The following is a 25,437-nucleotide window of genomic DNA, read 5'->3' as shown; positions in this document are numbered from 1 at the left end:
GGGAGAGTTCATGGCTACCTTAGAAATTGTAAAAACAAAATTAGAAGCAATGCACGATGCTGAGGAGTACTTTAATGCCCTCAGTACCAACATCCAGTTAAGTGGATCAGACATCAAGGTTGTGGCGATCTCATCTGTCCAACCCAACGAAGGAAAATCAACTATTTCCACGAATTTGGCGACAGCTTTTGCGCGTGCGGGCTATCGTACCCTCTTGATTGATGCCGATATTCGGAACTCTATCATGACAGGGATCTTCAGGAGCCAAGGTCGCGTTGCAGGCTTGACCGAAGTTCTATCAGGCAAAGATGAACTAACCCAAGCGATTGCGACGACAGACTATCCAAAATTGGATGTTCTCTTGTCTGGGCAGATTTCACCCAACCCAACGGGACTTCTTCAAAGTAAGAATTTTGAAATCATCATGAATGCCCTTCGCAATCATTATGACTACATCATCGTGGATACACCACCGATTGGGATGGTCATTGACGCAGCCATTATCGCGCAACGATGTGATGGGAGTATCATCGTGACAGCAGCGGGTGCGGTCAGCCGAAAATCCGTTCAAAAGGCCAAAGAACAATTGGAACAAACAGGAACACCTTTCCTTGGTGTAGTCCTCAATAAATTTGATATTGAATTAGAGAAATATGGTTCGTATGGGAACTATGGGAACTATGGAAACTACGGGAAAAAGAAGAAAAGATAAAGAATAGGATAGGTCCGGGAGATGATGACAGAAAGAAGGGGTTTTCACAAATTAGCTTTAGCCTTTGTGCAAAGTGCGCCAACCTTAGTGGTAGCCTATTTGTTGAGCTTTGTAAAGGAGACAGAGATCCACTTCAATACGATGCTCTATCTCTATATGCTCCACTATGTGGCCTTTTACTTCAGTGACTATAATCATGATTTCTTCAAGCGGGGTCAATTATCTGACCTCATGGAAACCTTGAAGTATAGTTTGTTCTTCGCCTTGTCGATTAGTTTTTCGAGCTTCCTTTTGGAGGAGAAGTTTTCGATTTCCAGGCGAGGAATGGTTTATTTCTTACTGTTGAGTGCTCTACTCTTATACCTTGAAAACTATGTCATTCGGAAATACTGGAGACGTTTCTACTACAAGCTCAAGGGAAGTCACAAGATCCTTTTGATTACAGCGACATCTCGCATAGACAAGGTGCTGGAACGTCTCCTTCTATCCAATGATAGTGGCGGAGAGCTGGTGGCAGTGAGTGTCCTAGATCGGCCGGACTTCCGACACGAGAAGGTTCGGGTCGTTGCTGAGAAAGACTTGATGGCCTATGCCACTCATGAAGTGGTGGATGAAGTCTTTATCAACCTACCGAGTGAAAAGTACGATATCGGGGAGTTCGTCTCCAAATTTGAGACCATGGGGATTGATGTAACGGTTAACCTCAATGCCTTTGACCTGAACTTTGCTGGTAATAAGCGGATTCGGGAAGTAGCTGGGCTCAATGTTGTGACCTTCTCGACCAACTTCTATAAGCCGAGTCATGTGACAGCCAAGCGGGTCATTGATATCTGTGGCTCCTTAGTGGGCTTGCTGATTTGTGGGCTTGTGGCTATTGTCCTCGTTCCTCTCATCCGTAAGGACGGAGGTCCGGCTATTTTTGCCCAAAAACGGGTCGGTAAGAACGGTCGCTACTTTAAGTTTTATAAATTCCGCTCCATGTATGTCGATGCAGAGGAGCGAAAGAAAGAATTGATGGCTCAAAACACCATGAAGGGTGGTATGTTTAAGATGGATAATGATCCTCGGATTACTCCGATCGGTCGCTTTATCCGCAAGACCAGTCTGGATGAATTGCCTCAGTTCTACAATGTGCTCAAAGGAGATATGAGTCTAGTAGGGACTCGTCCGCCAACAGTGGATGAGTACGAACAGTACACTCCAGAGCAAAAACGTCGCTTGAGTTTCAAGCCAGGCATTACGGGACTTTGGCAGGTGAGTGGACGTAGTGAGATCACAGACTTTGACGAAGTCGTCCGCCTGGATGTGTCCTATATCGATGGCTGGACTATCTGGTCAGATATTAAGATCTTACTGAAGACAATCAAAGTTGTGTTTAAACGAGATGGAGCGAAGTAGGAAATGAGTAAAGTAAGACAGATTCAATTAGGAGAGTTGTCCTTATTAGAAAAGTATATTGAGATTTGTTCTAAGTACAATCTCCGCTATTATGCTTTAGGTGGAACTCTATTAGGAGCTATTCGTCACAAAGGATTTATTCCCTGGGATGATGATATGGATTTAGGAATGCCTAGAAAAGATTATGAAAAATTCCTGGAAATTTGCGAAAAGGAATTACCGGATCATGTTATCCTAAGAATCCATGATGATAATTTGGGTAACACATCCATCATGGATACTTCCCTTCAAATTGAATTTGGTGGGGTTGTATGTAGTCCTTTTATCGATGTATTTCCTTTAGATGGTTATCCATCAGATGGTTTCCACTATTTCTTACATACCAATAAAATTAAGTATTACCGTGCCCTTTCAAAAATATCTGTTATCAATCGACTGCATAATCGCGACCGAGGTTTCTTTGAAAATACAATTGTGAAGGTCTCTAAGATTCTTCACTTAGACAAGTTACTAAATACTGAAAAAATCAATCAGAAGTTGCAAAATACGATTAAAAAATATGACTTTGAGACAAGTGATCTCGTGGGGAATGTATTAGGATCCTATCGCGAGAGAGAATTGGCCTACAAAGAGGTATTTGGGGAGCCACAACTCCTTGATTTTGAAACCATTAAAATCAGTGGTCATGCCGATCCGGATGCATATCTGACAAAGATTTATGGCGATTATATGAAGCTACCTGAAGAATCAGAGCAAAAAGGTCACTTTGAATCCACTTGGGGAGAATAAGCTTGAAAAGTTTTACAATGATGGGGGTCAGAATTGACCCTTTAACAATGGCTGAAACCGTTGCTGCTACAGAACAGTTTGTCCGAGATAAAAAACCGCTCCATTTGATGGGGGTCAACGCAGACAAACTTAATCAATGTGCGACAGATGAGGCTATCAAGAAGATTGTCAATGAGTCTGAAATCATCAATGCAGATGGTGCTTCTGTTGTTCTCGCTGCGCGCTATTTGGGCTATTCTGTGCCAGAGCGCGTGGCAGGCATCGATTTGATGCAGGAATTGCTCCATTTGGCCAATGAAAAAGGTTACTCTGTCTACTTCTTCGGGGCAAAAGAGGAAGTCTTGACAGATATGCTAGCCATCTTTAAAAAGGATTATCCGAATCTCCGAGTAGTAGGTCATCGCAATGGCTATTTCTCCACTGAAGAAGAGGAGACTATCCAAGAAGATATCCGTGAGAAGAATCCAGATTTTGTCTTTGTCGGGATTACCTCTCCTAAAAAGGAGTACTTGATCCAGAAGTTTATGGACAATGGAGTGAACTCTGTCTTTATGGGAGTGGGAGGAAGCTTTGATGTCCTATCAGGTCATATCAAGCGGGCGCCTTTGTGGATGCAAAAAGCCAATCTGGAATGGTTGTTCCGTGTGGCCAATGAACCCAAACGGCTCTTTAAGCGCTACTTTGTAGGAAATGCCACTTTTATTAAGAGAGTAGTACATGAAAAACGGAAAGCAAAAAAATAATATTCTTCACATTTCGAGGACCATGGATATCGGTGGGGCTGAACGTATTGTCTATCAGTTGGCGACAGATCTTAAGGATGAATTTGACCAGGTTCATGTCGCATCAACTGGTGGATTGTGGGAAGAAAAACTAGCAGAGAATGGGATTCAACACCATCGCATTTTAGACGTTGATAGCAAACAGCCAGCTACTGTACTCAAAATTCTCTCTAGTCTCTCCAAAATCATCAAAGAAAATGAGATCACTCTTGTCCACACCCATCACCGGATGGCTGCATTCTATATTCGTTTGTTGCAACTGCGTCATCCGAACTTGATTCATGTCTACACAGCCCATAATGTTTTTAAGGACAAATTGCCACTTTATAAATTTGCCCTAGGAAAGGCTCGAACGGTTGCTGTCAGCCAAGCTGTCCAGGAAAATATCTTTAATGATGTAAAGTCAAAAAACTCTGTTGTGATTTATAATGGAGTGAAAATGCAACACAGTGAACATACAGTAAATGAAATTACTAAGTGTGACGGTATCAAAATAGGCTGTATAGCTCGCTTATCCGAACAAAAAGGCTTGTCCTACCTGATCCAAGCCATGTCACTTGTGACAAATCCAAGTGTCTCCCTGTTTATTGTCGGTGACGGAGAATTGAGAAATGATTTGATAAATCAAACAAAAGAACTAAATCTGGAAGAAAGAATTCATTTTTTGGGCTACCGAAGCGATGTCGTAGAGTGTATCAATAGCTTTGACTTTTGTGTTCTTCCGTCAGTCTTTGAAGGATTTGGATTGGTTGCAATCGAGGCCTTTATGAACGGTAAAACGATGATTGCAACAGATATTCCAGGTGTGAATGAAGTAGTGAACTCTAAGAATGGGATCCTCGTTCCAGCTGAGGATCCGCAAGCCCTGGCTCAAGCAATTAAAGAGTTGGCAGGAAATCCTGAGAAAAGAGCCTCTTTAGCTGTTCAAGCAAAGAGGGATTATGATACCAAATTTAGCTATTCTATCTTTTTAGACAACTATCGCAACTTTTACCAATCGATGAGGAAGGGTTCAAAATGAAAAAAGTAATGTTGGTGTTTGGGACGCGTCCAGAAGCTATTAAAATGTGTCCTTTGGTGAATGAACTCAAGCAGCACAATACGATTGAAACTGTAGTCTGTGTAACAGGGCAACACAAGGAAATGTTAGAACAGGTCTTGGATGTCTTTCAAGTCACTCCCGATTATGATCTTGGTATCATGAAGACCAACCAAACCTTGTTTACCATTACGACATCAATCTTAGAGAAAATCCAACCGGTCCTGGAGCAGGAGCAACCTGATATTGTCCTCGTCCATGGGGATACCACTACCACCTTTGCGACAGCTTTGGCGTCCTTTTATATGGGGATTAAAGTGGGGCATGTGGAAGCAGGTTTACGGACTTACAACCTTCAAAGTCCTTATCCAGAGGAGTTTAATCGTCAGGTTACCTCTATTGTGGCAGACTACAACTTTGCTCCGACCCAGGTTTCAAAAGAGAATCTTCAAAAAGAAGGGCGTAGTAATATCTTCGTTACGGGAAATACAGTAATTGACGCCTTAAAGACAACGGTGAAAGAAGACTACGATCATCCTATTTTAGAATGGGCAAAAGGAAGTAAACTCATTATGTTGACGGCCCATCGTCGCGAAAACCTTGGGGAACCTATGGAGCACATGTTCCGTGCGGTCAACCGGATTTTGGAAGAGTTTGAAGATGTCAAGGTGGTTTATCCCATCCACAAAAATCCTAAGGTCAGAGAATTGGCCAGCAAGATTTTTGGAGAGAATGAGCGAATGAAAATCATTGAGCCTTTGGAAGTGATTGATTTTCATAATTTCATGAACCAAAGTTATATGATCTTGACAGACTCAGGTGGCGTCCAAGAAGAAGCGCCTTCTTTAGGAAAGCCGGTCCTTGTCATGCGCGATACGACAGAACGTCCAGAAGGTGTGGCCGCAGGGACTCTGAAATTGGTTGGGACAGAAGAAGAAGCCATTTATCGCAATTTTAAGCTCCTTCTGGAAGACCAAGACGAATACAAAAAGATGAGCCAGGCAAGTAATCCTTACGGGGATGGGACGGCTTGCCGACAGATTGTAGAAATTATCATGAAGGGATTAGCATAATGGAAAAGGTTTCGATTGTCATACCGGTCTATAATGTCGAGGAGTATTTACAGTATAGTGTCGGTAGTCTTAGACAGCAGACCTATTCAAATATTGAAATCATCCTGGTCGATGATGGATCAACCGATCGTTCAGGAGAAATTTGCGACCAGTATGCTCAGGAAGATGACCGTATTCGAGTGTTCCATCTTCAAAACGGAGGGTTGTCTAATGCTCGAAATACAGGAGTGAAAGCTGCGACAACTGACTGGATTATCTTCCTTGATTCTGATGATTATTATGACATTAGAGCAGTCGAATATTTGGTTGGCTTAAAAGAACAGTATAAAGTTGACCTTGTATCGACACCGGTTATTGAAGTAAGAAATCATGAGGACAAAGATTTTTCGGGTGATGTAGATGAAAAAAGTTCAAGGAAATTAGATCGTCATACAGCCCTCAAAGAAATGTTCTATGGTCACCACGTTGGGACCCATTCGGGTGGAAAGCTATATAAGAAAGGGATCTTGCTCCAACACCCCTATCCAGAAGGAATGATCTACGAAGATTTGGCTGTTGCTTATGAACATATTGCTTGTTGTGATGAAATTGCAGTCAGCGATCTAAATCTTTATAAATACTATCGAAGACCAGGGAGTATCGTAAATTCTTCTTATAGCGATCGGCTTTTGGATTTTTACAAGGCCATGGACTGGAACAGAGCCTATGTCGAGAGAGATTATCCTGATGATCAGGAAATGAAAAAAGCGGTCAATACCCGCTATGTCTTTAATGGCTTGCATGTGGTCCATGCCTTATTAGGTTCTCAAATGTATGACCAAGTCAATAAGATTCGCAAAGAGTATCGTCGCTATTGGAAAGATATTCTAATCAATTCACATATTACAAGAAAAAACAAACTCAAATACCTTCTTTTGCTCCTTTCTCCTCATTTGTATCAAAAGGTGAGAGCAAAACTAGGCTAGATTGCTAATAGCTATGTTTTAAAGAAGGAAACTGAGACAAAACAGGAGGTTTAGGATGATTTATGCAGGGATTTTAGCGGGTGGAACAGGCTCACGGATGGGGATTACGGATATGCCCAAACAATTTTTGGATTTGGGTGGACGTCCTATTTTAATCCATACCGTTGAGAAATTCTTATTAGTCCATGAAATTCAGAAAATTGTATTGGGAATTCATCCGGACTGGGTGACTTATACGGAAGACCTGGTCGACAAATACTTGGCTTCTTATAAGGAACGGATCTTGGTTGTAGAGGGAGGAAGTGACCGCAACTCTACCATTGAAAATATCATCTTGGCTATCGATAAGGTGCAACCTTTAACAGATGAGGATATTATCGTCACTCATGATTCCGTTCGTCCCTTTGTCAGCCTAAAAACCATTCAAGAGAACATTGAATTGGCCAAGAGCCATGATGTTGTAGATACAGTCGTTGAAGCGACCGATACCATTGTTCAAAGCTTAGATAATACCTTTATCACCGACATCCCAGAGCGTCAATATCTCTACCAAGGTCAAACCCCTCAAACCTTTAAAATGAAAGATTTCCTTACCTTGTACCATGATTTGAGTGACCAGCAAAAAGAAGTCTTGACAGATGCCTGCAAGATCTTTGTCATTAATGGCAAAAAAGTTGCCCTTGCAAAAGGGGAATATTCCAATATTAAAATTACGACGATTACAGATTTGAAAATTGCACGCGGTATGATTGAGGACAATTAATATGTTGAACCAAATCTTTCAGCTGACCCAGCCGAAAAACATCACCATCAAATACCAAGAAGAAGACATGAGCCTTGGAGACAAGGTGTTGATTCGCCCCTATTACATGGCCATTTGTCATGCGGACCAGCGCTACTATCAAGGGAAGCGGGATCCTAAGGTGCTCAAAAAGAAATTGCCCATGGCCCTGATTCATGAGTCATCAGGTATTGTGGTAGCGGATCCTACAGGGACCTTTCAACCAGGACAGATCGTGGCTATGGTTCCCAATCAGCCTCCCCATCAATCAGAGGGTGTCTTCTTTGAAAATTATTTGGAGGGGACACACTTCTTATCTAGTGGATTTAATGGCTTTATGCAGGAAGTGGTTGCCTTGCCGCTGGATCGTGTAGTGGCTTATCCAGAAGAAGTTCGGGGCCCTGTGACAGCTTTAGCGGAGTTTAGCAGTGTTGCTATGCATGCCATTCATCGCTTTGATCTCATTGCCCACCAACGAAGAGAATCCGTTTTGATTTTAGGAGACGGAAGTCTTTCTTATGTGGTTGCGACTTCTTTGCACTATCTTTACCCAGATTTGAAAATTACGGTCGTAGGGCGTAATAGTGATAAACTGCAATTGTTTAATTTTATCCATCAGGCAATTTTAACCAGCGAATTGACAGAAGACCAACGGTTTGATCACGCTTTTGAATGTACCGGTGGTCAAGGAAGTGAACCAGCCATCAATGACATTATTGATCATATCAAGTCCCAAGGAACCGTGATGTTGATGGGGGTTAGTGATAACCGGGTCGCAGTTAATACAAGAGATGTTCTTGAAAAGGGATTGACCTTTGTGGGGTCTTCTCGCTCAGGTCGTGAAGATTTCGAGCGGGCTGTAGAGATGCTGGCTAATCGTCGGGTCCAAAGTCGTTTGAAAAACATTATTCACGTTGATGGAGAAGTTCAAACCATCCCAGATATTCACCGAGCTTTTGCGACAGATTTGATCACACCGTTTAAAACGGTCTTTAAGTGGGGATTGTAGCCAATCATGAAAGTTCTTAAAAATTACGCCTATAATCTCTCCTACCAGTTACTGGTGATTATCTTGCCGATTATCACTACCCCTTATGTAACACGGGTTTTTAGCTCGAATGACTTGGGGACCTATGGCTATTTCAACTCCATTGTCACCTATTTTATCCTTTTGGCGACCCTAGGAGTGGCTAACTATGGAACCAAAGAGATTTCAGGACACCGGAAAGATATCCAAAAGAATTTCTGGGGGATTTATACTCTCCAGTTGGGGGCTACGATTTTATCCCTTACCCTCTATGTTCTTTTATGTGTAACCCTATCTTCCATGCAAAATCCTGTGGCCTATATCTTAGGTCTTAGTTTAGTATCAAAAGGCCTTGATATTTCTTGGCTCTTTCAGGGGTTAGAGGACTTCCGCAAGATTACGATTCGGAATATCACGGTCAAACTGGTTGGAGTCATCTCCATCTTCTTGTTTGTCAGATCTGCCAATGATCTTTATCTCTATGTATTCTTACTAACGATCTTTGAGCTCTTAGGTCAGCTCAGTATGTGGTTACCCGCTCGTGAATTTATTGGGAAACCCCATTTTGATTTGGCTTATGCACGGGTGCATTTAAAACCGGTCATTTTGCTCTTTTTACCGCAAATTGCTATTTCCTTGTATGTCACTTTGGACCGAACCATGCTGGGGGCTCTCGCATCTAAGATGGATGTGGGGATTTACGATCAGGCCTTAAAATTGGTCAATATTTTGTTAACCTTGGTGACCTCACTGGGGAGCGTCATGTTGCCTCGGGTATCGAGCCTTTTATCCTCGGGGGACCATAAGGCGGTCATTAAGATGCACCAAATGTCCTTTTTGATTTATAATTTGGTCATTTTCCCGATTATTGCCGGTATGCTGATTGTCAATGATGACTTTGTTCAATTCTTCCTAGGGAAGGATTTCCAGGATGCGCGTTATGCCATTGCCATCATGATTTTTAGAATGTTCTTTATCGGATGGACCAATATCATGGGGATTCAAATTCTAATCCCTCATAATAAAAACAAAGAATTTATGATTTCGACAACTGTTCCTGCCATTGTCAGTGTCGGATTGAACCTGATCTTCCTACCAAAACTGGGCTTTATTGGAGCTGCAATTGTGTCAGTGTTGACGGAAGCTTTGGTATGGGGGATTCAACTCTACTTCACACGAACCTATCTTAAAGAAGTGCCGATTATGGGCTCAATGATAAAGATTGTGTTCGCTTCAGGCCTCATGTATGGTCTCTTGCTACTAGTCAAGTCCATCGTCCACCTTTCGCCGACGCTGAATGTCGTTCTGTATGCTGGACTTGGCGCAATCATCTATGGGACCTTGATTTTGCTCTTCAAGGTGGTAGATGTGAAAGAGTTGAAACAGCAGTTTACGAAACGTACATAGAGCAAGACTCTTCCATAATGATGGAAGAAGTACTTGCTAGACGAAATAATTGTAACTATGAAAAGAGAGGCCGAGAAAGGAAAGATAAAAGATTCTTGATCAGCTTGGATATAAATAGTGGGATGGACACTTGTGTTTGGCACAAGACGAGCCTGCCTCTTGTTATCCTTGCTTTCATGTTTTTTATCAATGTATTATCAATATGTTAAAAATGAAATTTGACGACCTCCTCGTAAGTGTTGTCGTAGCTATCGTCATATTCTTTAATACCCTATCAACAACAATGTTGAATAAAGGGATTTTTCACATGAATGCAAGCACTCTTTTGTTAGTAGTCTTGCTATTAGCAGTGCGATTTTGGAACAAGATCAATGTTTCTTATACGTACTTGCTATTTTCATTAGCCTTACTATCAATTGGTGTCCTCGTATATGTGAGAACTGGGAGACTCAATTTTTTAGTCTATTCCTTATTGATGTCCTTGTTAATAAGTGCAGATAGGAAGGTTGTTTTACGGACCTATATCTTTGTTGGTGGAAGTGTTCTTGTATCAGTCTTCTTCTTATCTCTTTTAAAAGTCATTCCGAACTTGCAATATAGTCGGGGAGGCGTTATTCGGAATTCCTTTGGGTTTATCTATCCTACGGATTTTGCTTCGCACTGTTTTTATCTTTTCGTAGCGATTTCTTATCTATTGAAGAATCGCTATATCTGGCTACGGACCTTTGTTGGTCTCTTCTTGGCCGTCTTTCTCATCAAGTTTTGTGACGCTCGGATGAATGCTTACTCACTGCTTGTGGGAACCTTGGTTTTTGTTTTCTTTTATTTAACCAAGGAAAAGAAAATTGGGCTCTATGCCCTCATGCCCTACTCAGCTGCGCTCTTTTCTTCCCTCATCCTCTATCTGACTTATCACTTCTCATGGACTTCGCCTTTCTATGTAACAATCAATCAATTGATTACAGGGCGCTTAGCCTTAGGGAAAAATGCCTTTAATTTATACGAACTAAATTGGTTTGGCACCAGAGGCGTTCAATTTATTGGTTCAGGGGGAAGTACAGAGTCTGTTCTCAGCTACAACTACGTCGATTCGTCCTACGTTCAAATGCTCTTCACTTATGGCATTATTCCGGTACTCACCCTCATTTTCATTTATATTCTAGTATCTAGGGACGAGTATAAGAGGGGGAGATATCTTTATGTTGCTATTCTTTCTTTGATCACTGTCAACTGTATGATTGAAGCCTTTTGGTTTGTACCTTCTTATAATATTTTTATGTTTATCCTCTTCACTCAAAACACAGTGGATGCTAGCCCATCGGCAATAGTCGGTGAGCAAGCAACTGGTTAGTGACAAGCTCAGTAGAAGCTGGAGAAATTTCATCCTAGGACAAAGGGATCACTCTTATTGGACATGTTATTTGTATCAGTCAGAGGCATGCTAAGTTAAAAACTGATGACCATCTATTAAAAGGGAGACAACTATGTACGATTATCTGATTGTTGGTGCTGGTTTATCGGGGGCAATTTTTGCTCATGAGGCGACCAAGCGTGGCAAAAAAGTAAAAGTCATTGATAGACGAGATCACATTGGTGGCAATATCTACTGTGAAGAAGTGGAAGGGATCAATGTTCACAAGTATGGAGCACACATTTTCCATACCTCAAACAAAAAGGTTTGGGATTATGTCAACCAATTTGCTGAATTTAACAACTATATCAATTCACCAGTGGCTAACTATAAGGGGAGTCTTTACAATCTTCCTTTCAACATGAATACCTTCTACGCCATGTGGGGGACCAAGACTCCTCAAGAAGTCAAGGACAAAATTGCAGAACAAACGGCAGATATGAAGGATGTTGAGCCTAAGAACCTTGAAGAACAAGCGATCAAGTTGATTGGTCCAGATATCTATGAAAAGTTGATCAAGGGCTATACGGAGAAGCAATGGGGACGTTCTGCGACGGACCTTCCTCCTTTCATCATTAAGCGCCTCCCAGTGCGTTTGACCTTTGATAATAACTACTTTAACGACCGTTACCAAGGGATTCCAATCGGTGGCTACAACGTCATCATTGAAAACATGCTAGGTGATGTAGAAGTAGAACTTGGGGTTGATTTTTTTGCCAATCGTGAAGAGCTGGAAAGCTCAGCGGAAAAAGTTGTCTTCACAGGAATGATTGACCAGTACTTTGACTACAAACATGGGGAGTTGGAATACCGCAGCCTTCGTTTCGAACACGAAATCTTGGATGAGGAAAATCATCAAGGTAATGCCGTGGTCAACTATACAGAACGTGAGATTCCTTATACTCGGATCATCGAGCACAAGCACTTCGAGTATGGGACTCAACCGAAGACGGTGATTACCCGTGAATACCCAGCTGATTGGAAACGAGGCGATGAGCCCTACTATCCAATCAATGATGAAAAGAACAACGCCATGTTTGCTAAGTATCAAGAAGAAGCCGCTAAAAATGACAAGGTCATCTTCTGTGGACGCTTAGCAGACTATAAATACTACGACATGCATGTGGTTATTGAGCGTGCTCTAGAAGTCGTAGCAAATGAATTTGATTGAAAGAAACAGTGATTCATGAAGTATTTTCTAAAAGAAGAGTTTTTAAAAGATTCTGGAGCTCGAAACGCAGGGAACAAGGCTAGAAATGATGTCGAGGAGATCGTCAAACGCGAAGGCTATCAGCCCTTGTTGTTAACAGTTGAAGATTGGTACCAAATGGGAACCGTTAAAGCCCAACAGCATAAGGCGAAAGCGTTGGCTCAAGCTTTTTCTCAGTTGAAATCAGGGGATCAATTATTGATTCAATTTCCCATGCTCCATCATAGTTTTTTCACCACTCGCTTGGTAAGAAAAATCCAGCGAAGAGGGGTACAAGTCTATTTTATTATCCATGATTTGGAAGCTTTGCGCTATGCCAATCTGGATACAGTACCTTTGAAACATAAGATTCGAGTTCATCTTCAAGAATCGAGTCTATTGAAGGTAGCTGATGGAGTGATTGCTCATAATCCGATTATGAAATCAGTATTGGTGGAGAAGGGGATCCCAGAGCACAAACTAGTTAGTTTAGAAATTTTTGACTACCTCATTCCGAATTACCAAGAGAAAGATGGTCTATCAAAGGATCAACCAATCATTGTAGCAGGGAATTTAGCCCAAGAAAAAGCAGGCTACCTTTATCAATTGCCTGCTAGACCGGCCTACAATCTCTATGGTGTCGGCTTTGACGAGAGCAGAGCACTTGCCAACGAGACCTATTTTGGCTCCTTCCTACCTGATGAACTCCCTGCAGCCCTTGAAGGTGGCTTTGGTCTTGTCTGGGACGGGGATAGCGCGGAGACCTGTAGTGGCGTTTTTGGAGAATATCTTCGCTATAATAATTCGCACAAGGCTTCGCTTTATTTAGCGGCAGGTTTTCCTCTAGTGGTTTGGAAACAATCTGCTCTCTCGCATTTTGTCTTAGAGAATAGGTGTGGAATTGCAGTGGAATCACTACATGATCTCTCTCAAGCGATTGAACAGTTAGATGATAAGGACTACCAAGACTTGCTTGTCACTGCAAAAAGGATTGGCCAAAAGATTCGTGAAGGTTTTTATTTGACCAAAGCCTTAAGACAATTGAATATGTAATAGAAGAAAGAAGTCTAAAACTTCTTTCTTCTATTGATTGTCACTAATTTTTAAAATTTGCCTCATAAAACTTTTCCTAGGAGACTTGGTATGGTAGAATAGGGAAAGCATAAAATAAAGCAATAGGGAATAACAATGAGAAAAAAAGATTTGATTTATGTTGCAAGTGCAGCTGTCTTGATGGCTGCTTCAACACAGGTAGCTCAAGCAGATGAAGTGACTGGTAAAGATCCAGCCCAAGTTGAAAACGAACAAAGGTTAGCTTCTCCAGATCTTTCAGCTCCAACAGTAGAAGATACTACTAAGGAGACAAGCCTTAGTTATCCTGCTCCAGCGACGGTTACGGAGCTTTCTAATGAATCAGGAGTAAGCGAAAAAACTCAAGATCAAGGGACAGGAGCTTCAGTAGGGAAAGAGGAAGCAAGTACCCCAACCTCTACAGAAGAGGTTGCCAAGCCTGAAACACGAGCTGGAAGCACCTTCTTCACTGCTTCTTCACAAGCTCCAAATGGTCGCTCGACAGATGTAGCAGTGCAGCCTAAATCCTTTGTCGATGTTAGCAGCCACAATGGCTACATCAGTGTCGAAGACTATCAGGTCTTGGCTAGAAAAGGCGTGGGAGGTGTCGTTGTCAAGCTGACAGAAGGAACGACCTATACTAATCCCTATGCGGAAGGCCAAGTTCGAAATGCACAAACAGCTGGCCTCCAAGTGTCTACCTATGCTTTCTCACGCTATACAAGCGAGGAGCAAGCTAAGGCGGAAGCCCGCCACTATATCTCAGTTGCCAAACGCTTGAACCTGCCTACGACAACTGTCATGGTCAATGACATGGAAGATGCTAAGATGCAGGCTAACATCAACCGCAATACTCAAGCCTGGACAGATGAGATGCGTAAGAATGGTTATACCAATCTCATGTACTACACCAGTGCCAGCTGGATTGATGAAAACAATCTTCGCAAAAAAGGTCCTGTTTCGACTGCTCAGTTTGGCCTGAAAAACTTCTGGGTGGCTCAATACCCATCTCCAAAACTCTCTGTCAATGATGCAAAGAACTTGCGTTACAACGGTGGGGCAGGAGCTTGGCAGTTTACCTCTCAAGCAGAATTATTGCCTGGTAAGCACGTCTTTGACCAAAGCGTCGACTATTCTGGTCGCTTCACGACCAATGCCAAACCAATTGCTGATCCGACTAGAGGAAACTTAAATGGTAAGATCAGCATTGAAAACAAAGATGATGCAACAGGGCGTTTTGATGTCCTAATTTCAAACGTAACCGCTCCAAATGGGGTTCTCACAGTTTCTGTCCCTGTCTGGTCAGATATCAATGGCCAAGATGATTTGGTCTGGTATACTGCTACCAAACAGGTAAATGGAACCTACAAGGTCAGTGTCAAAGCTAGTGACCATAAAAATTCACGGGGCAAGTACCACGTTCACCTTTATTACAACCAATTAAATGGCCAATCTGTCGGTGTAGCTGCAACGACAACAGAGTTAGCTACCGGCAAGGACCGTACTGTTGAAAGTCCAAGAGGATCTGTCTCGGCTGAGTTAACGATTTCAACTAATCAGAACTTAGGTACTTTCAGGATTACGGCTAAAAACCTTCAAGGCTTCGATGGTTATAAGGAAGTAAAGATTCCATTCTGGTCTCATTCTAATGGGATGAAGGATATCGTCTGGTATACACCGACACGCCAAGCAGACGGTTCTTACACTGTAACTGCTAAAGCTAGCGACCACGAAAACGCTGATGGTAAGTATGAAGCTCAAGTCTTCTATGTGGATTCCCAAGGACAAAATAAGTTTGTTAAAAAAACCTTTATCGATTATACAGCAACGAACCCAGTCACTGCTGATGCAGTTGATCTGACTATTACCAAGTCAGAAAAAGATGGTACTTTCACGATTACGGCCAAGAACCTTCAAGGCTTCGATGGCTATAAGGAAGTGAAGATTCCATTCTGGTCTCATGCCAATGGAATGAAAGACATTGTCTGGTACACTCCGACTCGCCAATCAGACGGTTCGTATACAGTGACCGCAAAGGCAAGTGATCACGAAAACGCTGACGGCAAGTATGAGGCGCAAGTCTTCTATGTGGATGCCCAAGGAAAAAACAAGTTTGTTAAAAAAGCTTTTATTGATTACACGGCAACCAAACCATCAGCTGATCTGACTATTACCAAGTCAGAAAAAGACGGTACTTTCACGATTACGGCCAAGAATCTTCAAGGCTTCGCTGGTTATAAGGAAGTGAAGATTCCATTCTGGTCTCATGCTAATGGGATGAAGGATATCATTTGGTATACACCAACGCGCCAATCAGACGGTTCATACACCGTAATCGCTAAAGCTAGTGACCACGAAAAAGCCGATGGTAAATATGAAGCTCAAGTCTTCTATGTAGATGACAAGGGTCAAAACAAGTTTGTGAAAAAGGCTTTTGTTGATTACCAAAATCAAGCTCGTCAAACTGGCACTCTGACTATCCAAAATAATAATAAAGAGAAGGGAACCTTTGATGTCATCGTATCAGATGTCTTCAGTCCGAAAGGAGTGAAGACGGTTCAAGTACCGATTTGGTCTGACAAGGACGGTCAGGATGATATTATCTGGTACAATGGCAATCGTCAGACAGACGGGACTTATAAAGTCTCTGTCAAGGCTAGCGACCATAAGAATTCGACTGGTAAGTACCATATCCATCTCTACTATATCCAAGAAGATGGGACCAGAGTGGGTGTTGCGACTAGTGCAACAGAAGTGACTTATCAAAATCTCACCAATAAAACCAAAGCCTATATCACCAACGTCAATGTCTCTGCAGGGACCTATACAGTAGCAGTCGACCAAGCTCCTCAAGGTCGTCGGATCAAACAAGTCCGTGTGGCAGTCTGGTCTCAACCGAACCAAGAAAACCTTTACTGGTACTCCACTGCTTCTAGTGGTACGCACACAGAAGTGGCGGTTTCGGCCCTTCACCATGGCAATCAAAAAGGTGATTACACGACCCACGTTTATGTCGATTATACGGACAACACAGTAGAAGGCTTTAACCTTGGTAAGACCAGTCTATCCCCTCAGAATCAGAAGGTAAATCCTAAAACGACCTACTATTCTCAGCGGGATCCTCGTTGGGGTTCTAAGTGGTATGGAATTAGTAACATGGACCAATCTGGCTGTGTCCCAACCTCGTTAGCCATGACCTTTACGGATATCTTGGGAGTTGGAGTGACTCCGACAGCAGTAGCCGATTATTTGTACAACCAAACGGATACATTTAATAAGACATCTGGGGCTGGTACAGATGCCCAGGGAATTGTTTCAGCAACACAAAAATGGGGACTCAATAGCCAAATGTTGACAGGGGCTTCTACTATTGCGGCTTCCTTGCAAGCTGGGAAACATGTCCTTGCAGCAGTCGGACCTAGTCGTTTTATCAATGCTCCATATACCCATGAAATTGTCCTTCATGGCTACGATAATGGTAAAACTTATGTCAGAGATCCATTTAATGCAGCCAACAACGGCTGGTATGGTATTGATTATATCCATTCATTGAAGAGTACAGATCCGATGGATACAAAATTAGGATCACCTTTCTTCTCAATCTTTGCCTAAAGTCTATCTATCTCATAGACATCTTTCAATCATACAAGTGAAGCTGATACATTGAGTTAGCTTCACTTTTTTATTATTCGGAAACTCCTTATTTTTGATAGAATTTCTTTTTAGATTGGGCTCTCCTGTGGTACAATAGGAGAGTATAAAATGGGGAAGCATCGCTCTTTGATAGAACTCAGAGAGAGGCTTTTTCAAATCTAAAAAGGGAAGTTTCATGAAAAAGAAAGATATTATCTATTTTGCTAGTGCAGCAGTCTTGCTCGGGCTCACGACGCCTTCAGTTCTCGCAGATGAACAGAATAGCCCAAGTGTTGATGCTTATGGACCAACAAATGTTCTCTTGAACAATTCCACACCTACAAGCTCCAGTCCAACAGATGGACCAAAGGAAGAGAGTCCCGTGACACCTCAACCAGAACAACCAACTGTCCCAGAAGTACCTAAACAACCAACGCCAATCAACGATCCACAACCAAGTAACCCAAGCAAACCTGATCAAGAAAAGCCTACAGATCCAGTAAATGAGAATGTCAATCAAAAACCTAGTGGAAATTTGGTGATTAATACTAACGAAGAAAGTAGTTTCACAATTACAGTGAGTGAACTACAAGGTTTGTCAGGTTTTAAGGAAATTCAGATTCCATTTTGGTCTCACGCGAATGGTATGAAAGACATTGTTTGGTATACTCCGACCAAACAACAAGATGGGTCTTATTCTGTGACTNTTTTAAGGAAATTCAGATTCCATTTTGGTCTCACGCGAATGGTATGAAAGACATTGTTTGGTATACTCCGACCAAACAACAAGATGGGTCTTATTCTGTGACTGTAAAAGCAAGTGATCATGAAAATGCATACGGGACATATGAGGCGCAATTGTTCTATGTTGATTCAAAAGGCAAGAATCAATTTGTAAAAAAAGCTTTCGTGAATCGAGATCAACCTAGCGCTGATTTAACGATTACAAAGTCGGAGTCAGATGGCAGTTTCACAATCAGAGCTACCCGTTTAACAGGACTGTCTGGATTTAAAGGAATTCAGATTCCATTTTGGTCTCACGCGAATGGTATGAAAGACATTGTTTGGTATACTCCGACCAAACAACAAGATGGGTCTTATTCTGTGACTGTAAAAGCAAGTGATCATGAAAATGCTTATGGGACATATGAGGCGCAATTGTTCTATGTTGATTCAAAAGGCAAGAATCAATTTGTAAAAAAAGCTTTCGTGAATCGAGATCAACCTAGTGCTGATTTAACGATTACAAAGTCGGAGTCAGATGGCAGTTTCACAATCAGAGCTACCCGTTTAACAGGACTGTCTGGATTTAAAGGAATTCAGATTCCATTTTGGTCTCACGCGAATGGTATGAAAGACATTGTTTGGTACACTCCGACCAAACAACAAGATGGGTCTTATTCTGTGACTGTAAAAGCAAGTGATCATGAAAATGCTTATGGGACATATGAGGCGCAATTGTTCTATGTTGATTCAAAAGGCAAGAATCAATTTGTAAAAAAAGCTTTCGTGAATCGAGATCAACCTAGTGCTGATTTAACGATTACAAAGTCGGAGTCAGATGGCAGTTTCACAATCAGAGCTACCCGTTTAACAGGACTGTCTGGATTTAAAGGAATTCAGATTCCATTTTGGTCTCACGCGAATGGTATGAAAGACATTGTTTGGTATACTCCGACCAAACAACAAGATGGGTCTTATTCTGTGACTGTAAAAGCAAGTGATCATGAAAATATAGATGGGACATATGAGGCGCAACTCTTTTACCTTGATGCGAAAGGGAATAAAGAATTTGTAACTAAGTCCATGGTTGAGTATCATAAACTTCGTCCGACTGGTACCCTAACCATCCAAAACAACAACAAGGAGACCGGTACTTTTGACGTCATTATCTCTGATGTCTTTAGTCCAAAAGGTGTTCAATCTGTCCAAGTGCCGATCTGGTCTGACAAGGACGGCCAGGATGACGTTATCTGGTACAGCGGGCATCGTCAGTCAGACGGTAGTTATAAAGTCTCTGTCAAAGCAACAGACCATAAAAATTCGACGGGACGCTACCATGTCCATCTCTACTACGTCCAAGCGGACGGAACTCGGGTTGGTGTCTCTACGGCAACGACCGATGTAGAATTCCGCCAAGCCAAGACTAAGACTCAAGCTAAGATCAAGTATGTCAATCCGACCTCTGGGACCTTCACAGTCGAAGTAGACCAAGCTCCTCAAGGGCGTCAAATCAAGGATGTCCGTGTGGCTGTCTGGTCGCAAGCCCACCAAGAAAACCTTCACTGGTATACCACTCCTTCTGTGGGTGGTCGTACAGAGGTACAGGTGAATGCTGCCAACCATGGCTACCGCCAAGGAGATTACACCACCCATGTCTACGTGGACTATACCGATGGTACTGTCGAGGGGATTAACCTGGGGCAAACAGGCTTGTCTCCAGTTGTAGCCAGAGGGCAACGAGATCGTGTCCTCCGTGCTGCAGCAAATCTGGTCGGTGTGACCGCAGGTAGCGCAGCCCATCGCCAGTTGGTCTCAGACTATAATAGTGTCAAACCTCTCCCTGTAGGTTATACTGTCAAAAACTCAGACGACTGGTGTGATGTCTTTGTGACTACCGTCTTCCAGCGGGAAGGTTTGAGCCACTTGATCGGTCGCGAATGCGGGGTTGAACGCCATATCCAGATTTTTAAGCGCTTAGGGATCTGGAATGAGAATGGCTTGACGACGCCAAAGGCAGGGGATATCATCACCTTTAACTGGGATCAAAATAGCCAACAAAACGACGGTTGGGCAGATCACATCGGGATTGTTGAAAGTGTCCAAAATGGCATAATCCATACCATCGAAGGAAACTCCAATGGTGCCGTCCGTCGCCAGGTCTATCGTGTCGGCCATGGCAATATCCGTGGATTTGCAACGCCACGTTATTATTAAAAGAAGAGCAGTTCCTAGCAAGCTAGGGACTGTTTTTTTGTCGTTTTTTCTCCTGAGGCCAGCTTAGATTAGAGGCAAGCGAGTTGCTTTTGGAAAAGCTTGGGAAAATAAAAAACTAATTAGTGATAGGTTCGGGTTTCGTTTATGATTAACTAGTGTAATTTAAAAAACGTTAGCCACGAATCGGAATTAATCAGACAACTCAAAAAAAATCATTCGGAAATACTACTAGTTTGAAGTTCTTTTTAAATTAAATGAACGTAAAAAACATTTTTTTGAAAATATTGCATCTATTTTATTGAAATTGGTTTAGAAAAGTATTATAATGCAAAGTGTATAAAAGGTTTTATAGGGAAAATAATTTGAGGATTAGTTCCATTTAAATCCAACTATACTGTGTGGGATGATTTTGCGAACCATGCGAAAGAAGAGAGGAGAATCATATGAAAAAGGAAAGACAAATGAAGCAATTCATGTCAAAATTCCTAAATGCAGCAAGTCTATTCTTGCTGGTGTTTTCGATGTTTTCGACCCCGCTTGTCACCATAGCAGAGACAAGTGAAGGGACGACGCCTAGTACCGAGGCTGTTCAGCCAGAGTCAGCAACAGAGGCATCTAGCAGTGCGACGGAAGCCAGTGCGACAGAAGCAGCTAGTAGTGCGACTGGGGCGCTAGCACCATCAGGAGCCGATCGAGCAGCAGCACCTCGCGCTCCAAAAGCTGTAGATGATGTTATCACGAGTATCAAATATACCAACAATGAAGGCGGAGAACTGAACTGGTCACTCGAGCCCTGGGCAACCTTTAAGATCAATGCGACCTTTGCCTTGCCAAATAATAAAATTCACGCAGGGGATACTACAACAGTTTCAGTTCCATCTCAGTTGATTATCAACAGTACGGACTTTGAATTAAAAGGGAAAGACAAGGATGGCAAAGAACAAATTGCTGCTTATGCTCATGTCGACCCAACCTACAAAAAGTTGACCTTGACCTATACAGACTTTGCTGAAAAGAATTCAGATGTCAAAGGTAGTTTCTTCTTCTATGTTCGTGTGGACCACCTGCTCGTTCCAAATGCAGAGAAGATTCCAATTAGTATAACAGTAGAAAATAAGGTCGTTCCAAATGAACCTCCTCAACCACCAGTAGACTACATTGGGGTTAAGAAACCTGACACTTATACCCTCAACAAGGTTGGTTCTTATAACCGGGAAGCAACCACTCCAACCCTTAACTACACCATTGCCATCAACCGCAAACCACTCAATATCAAAAATGCGGTTTTAAAAGATACCTTACAATTCACCAATGCCCACTACGATCGGAATTCCTTCATCGTTGAAAAAGGGCAATGGGTATGGGAAAATGCCACTTGGGTTTTCAAAGATGCTGAGCCAGCCATCTATGAAATTGATTTTCCAGATGATAAGTCTTTTGTGATTAAGATTGCAAATATCACAGACAAAGAAATGTACCGTATCCGCTACAACGTTCAGCTAGGTTATGTTCCTCGAGATAATGAAAAATTTGTCAACAATGCTACGTTAAACGGTGAAGATTCGATTGTGAAGAAAGCCGAAGCGCGTGTTCTCTGGCAAAAAGGTGGAGGTAATGTAGAAGGCTATGCCTACCATATCAAACTCCACAAGCAAAATGAAGCTGGTGAGCCACTTCAAGGGGCTCAATTCAAGATCGTCCGCAATGCCAACAAACAAACTCTTACTCATACAGTGGATGGAAAAGAAACCGATATCTTTACTTCAGATGAGAATGGGGATTTGAATGTACCAGGCTTGCTCAAGGATGATTACACCGTTACAGAAGTAGCAGCTCCAAATGGTTACCAATTGCTCAAAGACCCGGTGACCATCTCAGAGAATGATTTTGCCCAAGGTAATCCGAATTTCGATGTGACTAGTAAAATCTTGACAGTTGTGATTAGCAATAAGAAACAAAACAACCGTCAACTCAAGGTAACTAAGAAATGGAATGATAAAAAGAATCAATACAAGACTCGTCCAGCATCTGTGACTGTCAACCTCTTGAAAGACGGTGTCGTCGTCGAAGGTAAGAGTCTGGTCTTGAGCGAGGACAATCATTGGACAGGGGCCTTCACAGATCTAGATGAAACTGGCAATTACTCAGTCCAAGAAGTCGATGTAGCTGGCTATGTCGCAACTGTTGAATCAGAAGCAAAAGATAGCATCCGACTTGTCAATAGTCTTGAAACAAGAGAAGTCTCTGGTAGCAAGACCTGGAAGGACGACAACAACCGCGATGGAAAACGTCCAAGCCAGATCACTGTCAATCTCCTTGCAGATGGAGAAAAAGTAGACAGCCTAAAAGTGAAAGCTGACAAGGATGGGAATTGGACGTACAGCTTCAAGGATCTTCCAAAATACAAGGATGGAAAAGAGATTGTCTATACGGTATCTGAGGAAGCGGTTGAAGGCTATACCAGTCAGCTAGAGGGAACTAACCTCACCAATACCTACACTCCAGCCACTGTTTCTATTGAAGGAAGCAAGACCTGGAAGGATGACAACAACCGTGACGGCCTTCGTCCGAGTCAAATCACTGTCAACCTTCTTGCAGATGGGGAGAAAGTGGACAGTGCTACTGTTAGCCCAGATGCAAGCGGTAATTGGACCTACCGTTTCCAAAACCTTCCAAAATACAAAGATGGTAAGGAAATCACCTACACAATTTCGGAAGGAAAAGTTCCGGGATACAGTAGCAAGGTAGAGGGGACCAACCTCATCAATAGCCATACACCGGCCACTGTTTCCGTTAAAGGAAGCAAGACTTGGAAGGACGCTGACAACCGTGATGGACTTCGTCCAGAAAAAATCACTGTTATCTTGAAAAAAGCTCTAGCTAGATCAGAAGCAGTAGAAGTCGCTCGTAAAGAGGTCACAGCAAAAGACAAGTGGGCTTATGAGTTTAAAGATCTTCCAAAATATGAGAATGGACAAGAAATTGTTTACTCTGTAGATGAAGAAGCTGTTCCGGGTTATGAAACCAGTGTAGAAGGAACCAACCTCACCAATACCCATACTCCTGAACGGACTGCCATTCCATTCAGCAAGGTATGGCAAGACGATGGCAACCAAGACGGTCTTCGTCCAGAGTCGATCGTAGTGAACCTGTTGGCAAATGGTAAGAAGGTAGCTAGTCAGACCCTCACAGCTGAAACTGGCTGGGCAGGAATCTTTGAAAACCTTCCAAAATACGAGGCTGGAAAAGCCATTGTCTACACCCTTGAAGAAGAAAAAGTAGCCAATTATACAGCTGACATCGATCAAACCAACTATGTCATTACCAATACTCACAAGCCAGGTGAAACTCACCTAACCGTGACGAAACGTTGGGATGATGAAAATAATAAAGCGGGCATCCGTCCGAAGAGCATCAAGGTTCAACTCTTTGCAGATGGTAAGAAAGTTGGAAGCGAAATTGAGCTCAGTGAAGCCAATAAATGGACCTATACTTTCTCAAAACTTCCAGAGAAAGCAAAAGGAAAAGCCATTGTCTATACGGCAAGTGAAATGGTGGTTCCAGCGGGTTATGAAGGGACAAAAGTGCAGGAAGATCCAAGTAATGTGATCTTGACCAATAAGCACAAACCAACAGTGCCACCGTCAACACCGCCATCGACACCACCGTCAACACCACCGTCAACACCACCGTCAACACCGCCGTCAACACCACCGTCAACACCGCCATCGACACCACCATCGACACCACCGTCAACACCAGAAAAACCTGGACGTCCAGTTCAGAAGAAATTCTTGCCAAGTACGGGTACGGTTGTTTCGATTGTAAGTATTGTCTTAGCAGTTGTCTTAGGTGGACTTGCTCTCTATATCTTGAAGAAGAAAAAAGACTAATTCCAAACGAGGAGTTTGGCCACAGATCTAGGAATCATTCCTAGATCTTTTTTGATACCGACATCAAGTTCATACCAAGTGATGACAAGTCCTGGTCAGAAGGGGCTAACAGGCCTTTCTTCGAGTAAAGATCAGAACCTATGACGGGACAATGGACGAAAGTAGAAAAATGTTGAAAAAAGTGGAGAATTCTCACAAACTTTTTTAAAAAAGTTCCTTTTCTTGGATAAAAAGACCTAAAAAGCCACAAAAATGGTATTATAAACCGATATAATTTATTAAAAAAATGAACTAAAGAAACTAAAAAGGGAAAAAATATAAAAGCAAGAGCTTTGCCACCGGAATGGTATAATAAATATATTTTAAATGATTCTTTGGACATTTAAATGAAGGTACAGAAATGGCGCTATTACAATGGAAATAGACAATTGTCAGACGATTTAATGTATGTTGAGTTTCAATAGATAAAAAACTAAAAAATAAATACACAGATTCGTCTAAACTTGTTGAACAAATAACAAAAAAGTGATAGAATGTTAAAAATGTGTCATTGTCTTGTAATCTACGTAATATTTTTGTCGAATTATTTCGTATTCATTTCGAACTATATCAATCATTACGAAGGCAGCTAGACAAGATAGATAAAAAATGGATCTCCAAGGAGAAAGGTACATATGAGAGTGTATCGGAGAACATTTTTAACAAGGGAAACAAGGAGAATATATGAAAAGAGATAGATGGTGGCTCCCCTTCCTAGCGGTGGGAGTCATAGTAGTGTCTGGAATAGGTTTGTTGTATTACAACAGTCCTGTTCGGAACAAGAGTTCAGGTCCATTGGATAGTGCAACGACGACAGCGAGTAGTAGAGAGAATACAGCTCTTGAACTAGTTGGTCAACAACTACCAGAATTTAAAATGACGGACCAGAAGGATCAAGAACTGAAAAGTTCCAACCAGTATGAGAAACCGATGCTCGTTGTAGAGTGGGCTAGTTGGTGTCCGCACTGCCAACAGCAACTTCCGATTGTTCAGCAGATGTATGAGAAATATGGAAAGAAGATCAATTTTGTGATGCTGAACATGATGGAAAAGGGTAAGGAGACTAAAGAGTCCGCCGATCAGTATATAAAGGATAAAGGTTTTACCTTCCCTTACTATTACGATCGCGACCAATCTGCTGCAGATGCTCTGCAAGTCCAAACGATTCCTAGTATCTACTTCGTGGACAAGGATCAAGAAGTCACCCGAGTGGCTGTCGATCACTTAGACCAAGAGGAGTTTGAGGAAGCGTTAGAAACATTACTAAACAATTAACTTCTATAGAAGAGAA

At 42.2% G+C, this 25,437-nt stretch carries 17 protein-coding genes and 1 pseudogene; all 18 read left to right on the top strand.

Annotation, left to right across the window (positions count from 1 at the left end):
- The first annotated feature begins 10 nt into the window (after nt 1-10).
- Complete coding sequence (locus E5S68_RS07635) at nt 11-712, top strand: tyrosine-protein kinase (RefSeq protein WP_135782993.1); 702 nt, start codon at nt 11-13, stop codon at nt 710-712.
- Between the two features lie 24 nt (nt 713-736).
- Complete coding sequence (locus E5S68_RS07630) at nt 737-2,110, top strand: sugar transferase (RefSeq protein WP_135782992.1); 1,374 nt, start codon at nt 737-739, stop codon at nt 2,108-2,110.
- A gap of 3 nt (nt 2,111-2,113) precedes the next feature.
- The gene (locus tag E5S68_RS07625) at nt 2,114-2,899 is read left to right on the top strand and encodes a LicD family protein (RefSeq protein WP_135782991.1); all 786 of its coding nucleotides are present in this window, start codon (nt 2,114-2,116) and stop codon (nt 2,897-2,899) included.
- Between the two features lie 17 nt (nt 2,900-2,916).
- Entirely contained in the window at nt 2,917-3,642 is a 726-nt protein-coding gene (locus tag E5S68_RS07620; protein WP_420880198.1) for a WecB/TagA/CpsF family glycosyltransferase, read from the top strand.
- The gene (locus tag E5S68_RS07615; RefSeq protein ID WP_135782989.1) at nt 3,617-4,702 is read left to right on the top strand and encodes a glycosyltransferase family 4 protein; all 1,086 of its coding nucleotides are present in this window, start codon (nt 3,617-3,619) and stop codon (nt 4,700-4,702) included. Before E5S68_RS07620 ends, E5S68_RS07615 begins: the two co-directional genes overlap by 26 nt.
- The gene (gene wecB, locus E5S68_RS07610; RefSeq protein ID WP_135782988.1) at nt 4,699-5,793 is read left to right on the top strand and encodes a non-hydrolyzing UDP-N-acetylglucosamine 2-epimerase; all 1,095 of its coding nucleotides are present in this window, start codon (nt 4,699-4,701) and stop codon (nt 5,791-5,793) included. Before E5S68_RS07615 ends, wecB begins: the two co-directional genes overlap by 4 nt.
- On the top strand, nt 5,793-6,758 hold the full coding sequence (locus E5S68_RS07605) for a glycosyltransferase family 2 protein (protein ID WP_135782987.1): 966 nt from the start codon (nt 5,793-5,795) through the stop codon (nt 6,756-6,758). Before wecB ends, E5S68_RS07605 begins: the two co-directional genes overlap by 1 nt.
- A gap of 55 nt (nt 6,759-6,813) precedes the next feature.
- Nucleotides 6,814-7,521, top strand: a complete 708-nt coding sequence (locus tag E5S68_RS07600; protein ID WP_135782986.1) for an IspD/TarI family cytidylyltransferase — start codon at nt 6,814-6,816, stop codon at nt 7,519-7,521.
- Between the two features lies 1 nt (nt 7,522).
- Entirely contained in the window at nt 7,523-8,548 is a 1,026-nt protein-coding gene (locus tag E5S68_RS07595) for a zinc-binding dehydrogenase (protein ID WP_135782985.1), read from the top strand.
- 6 nt (nt 8,549-8,554) lie between these two features.
- Complete coding sequence (locus tag E5S68_RS07590; protein ID WP_135782984.1) at nt 8,555-9,973, top strand: flippase; 1,419 nt, start codon at nt 8,555-8,557, stop codon at nt 9,971-9,973.
- Nucleotides 9,974-10,175: 202 nt separating this feature from the next.
- Complete coding sequence (locus E5S68_RS07585) at nt 10,176-11,324, top strand: polysaccharide polymerase (protein WP_135782983.1); 1,149 nt, start codon at nt 10,176-10,178, stop codon at nt 11,322-11,324.
- A 133-nt stretch (nt 11,325-11,457) separates the two neighbouring features.
- Nucleotides 11,458-12,555, top strand: coding sequence for a UDP-galactopyranose mutase (gene glf, locus E5S68_RS07580; RefSeq protein ID WP_135782982.1), 1,098 nt, complete (start codon nt 11,458-11,460; stop codon nt 12,553-12,555).
- A 15-nt stretch (nt 12,556-12,570) separates the two neighbouring features.
- Nucleotides 12,571-13,626 carry a glycosyltransferase gene (locus E5S68_RS07575; protein ID WP_135782981.1) on the top strand — a complete coding sequence of 352 codons (1,056 nt, stop codon included), beginning with the start codon at nt 12,571-12,573 and terminating at the stop codon, nt 13,624-13,626.
- Between the two features lie 135 nt (nt 13,627-13,761).
- A complete protein-coding gene (locus tag E5S68_RS07570; RefSeq protein WP_135782980.1) occupies nt 13,762-17,256 on the top strand; it encodes a GBS Bsp-like repeat-containing protein in 3,495 nt (1,164 codons plus the stop codon).
- A gap of 217 nt (nt 17,257-17,473) precedes the next feature.
- A pseudogene (locus tag E5S68_RS07565) lies at nt 17,474-17,983 on the top strand (GBS Bsp-like repeat-containing protein); the annotation flags it as partial.
- A 98-nt stretch (nt 17,984-18,081) separates the two neighbouring features.
- Nucleotides 18,082-20,214, top strand: coding sequence for a GBS Bsp-like repeat-containing protein (locus E5S68_RS07560; RefSeq protein ID WP_483025170.1), 2,133 nt, complete (start codon nt 18,082-18,084; stop codon nt 20,212-20,214).
- 443 nt (nt 20,215-20,657) lie between these two features.
- Complete coding sequence (locus E5S68_RS07555; protein ID WP_135782978.1) at nt 20,658-24,107, top strand: Cna B-type domain-containing protein; 3,450 nt, start codon at nt 20,658-20,660, stop codon at nt 24,105-24,107.
- Nucleotides 24,108-24,830: 723 nt separating this feature from the next.
- Entirely contained in the window at nt 24,831-25,421 is a 591-nt protein-coding gene (locus E5S68_RS07550; protein WP_049522917.1) for a TlpA family protein disulfide reductase, read from the top strand.
- Nucleotides 25,422-25,437 lie beyond the last annotated feature (16 nt).

Source organism: Streptococcus rubneri, assembly GCF_004785935.1.
GTDB classification, from domain to species: Bacteria; Bacillota; Bacilli; order Lactobacillales; family Streptococcaceae; genus Streptococcus; species Streptococcus rubneri.
The sequence above is the reverse complement of the archived record's forward strand: the minus strand, read 5'-3'. Positions and strand labels throughout refer to the sequence as shown.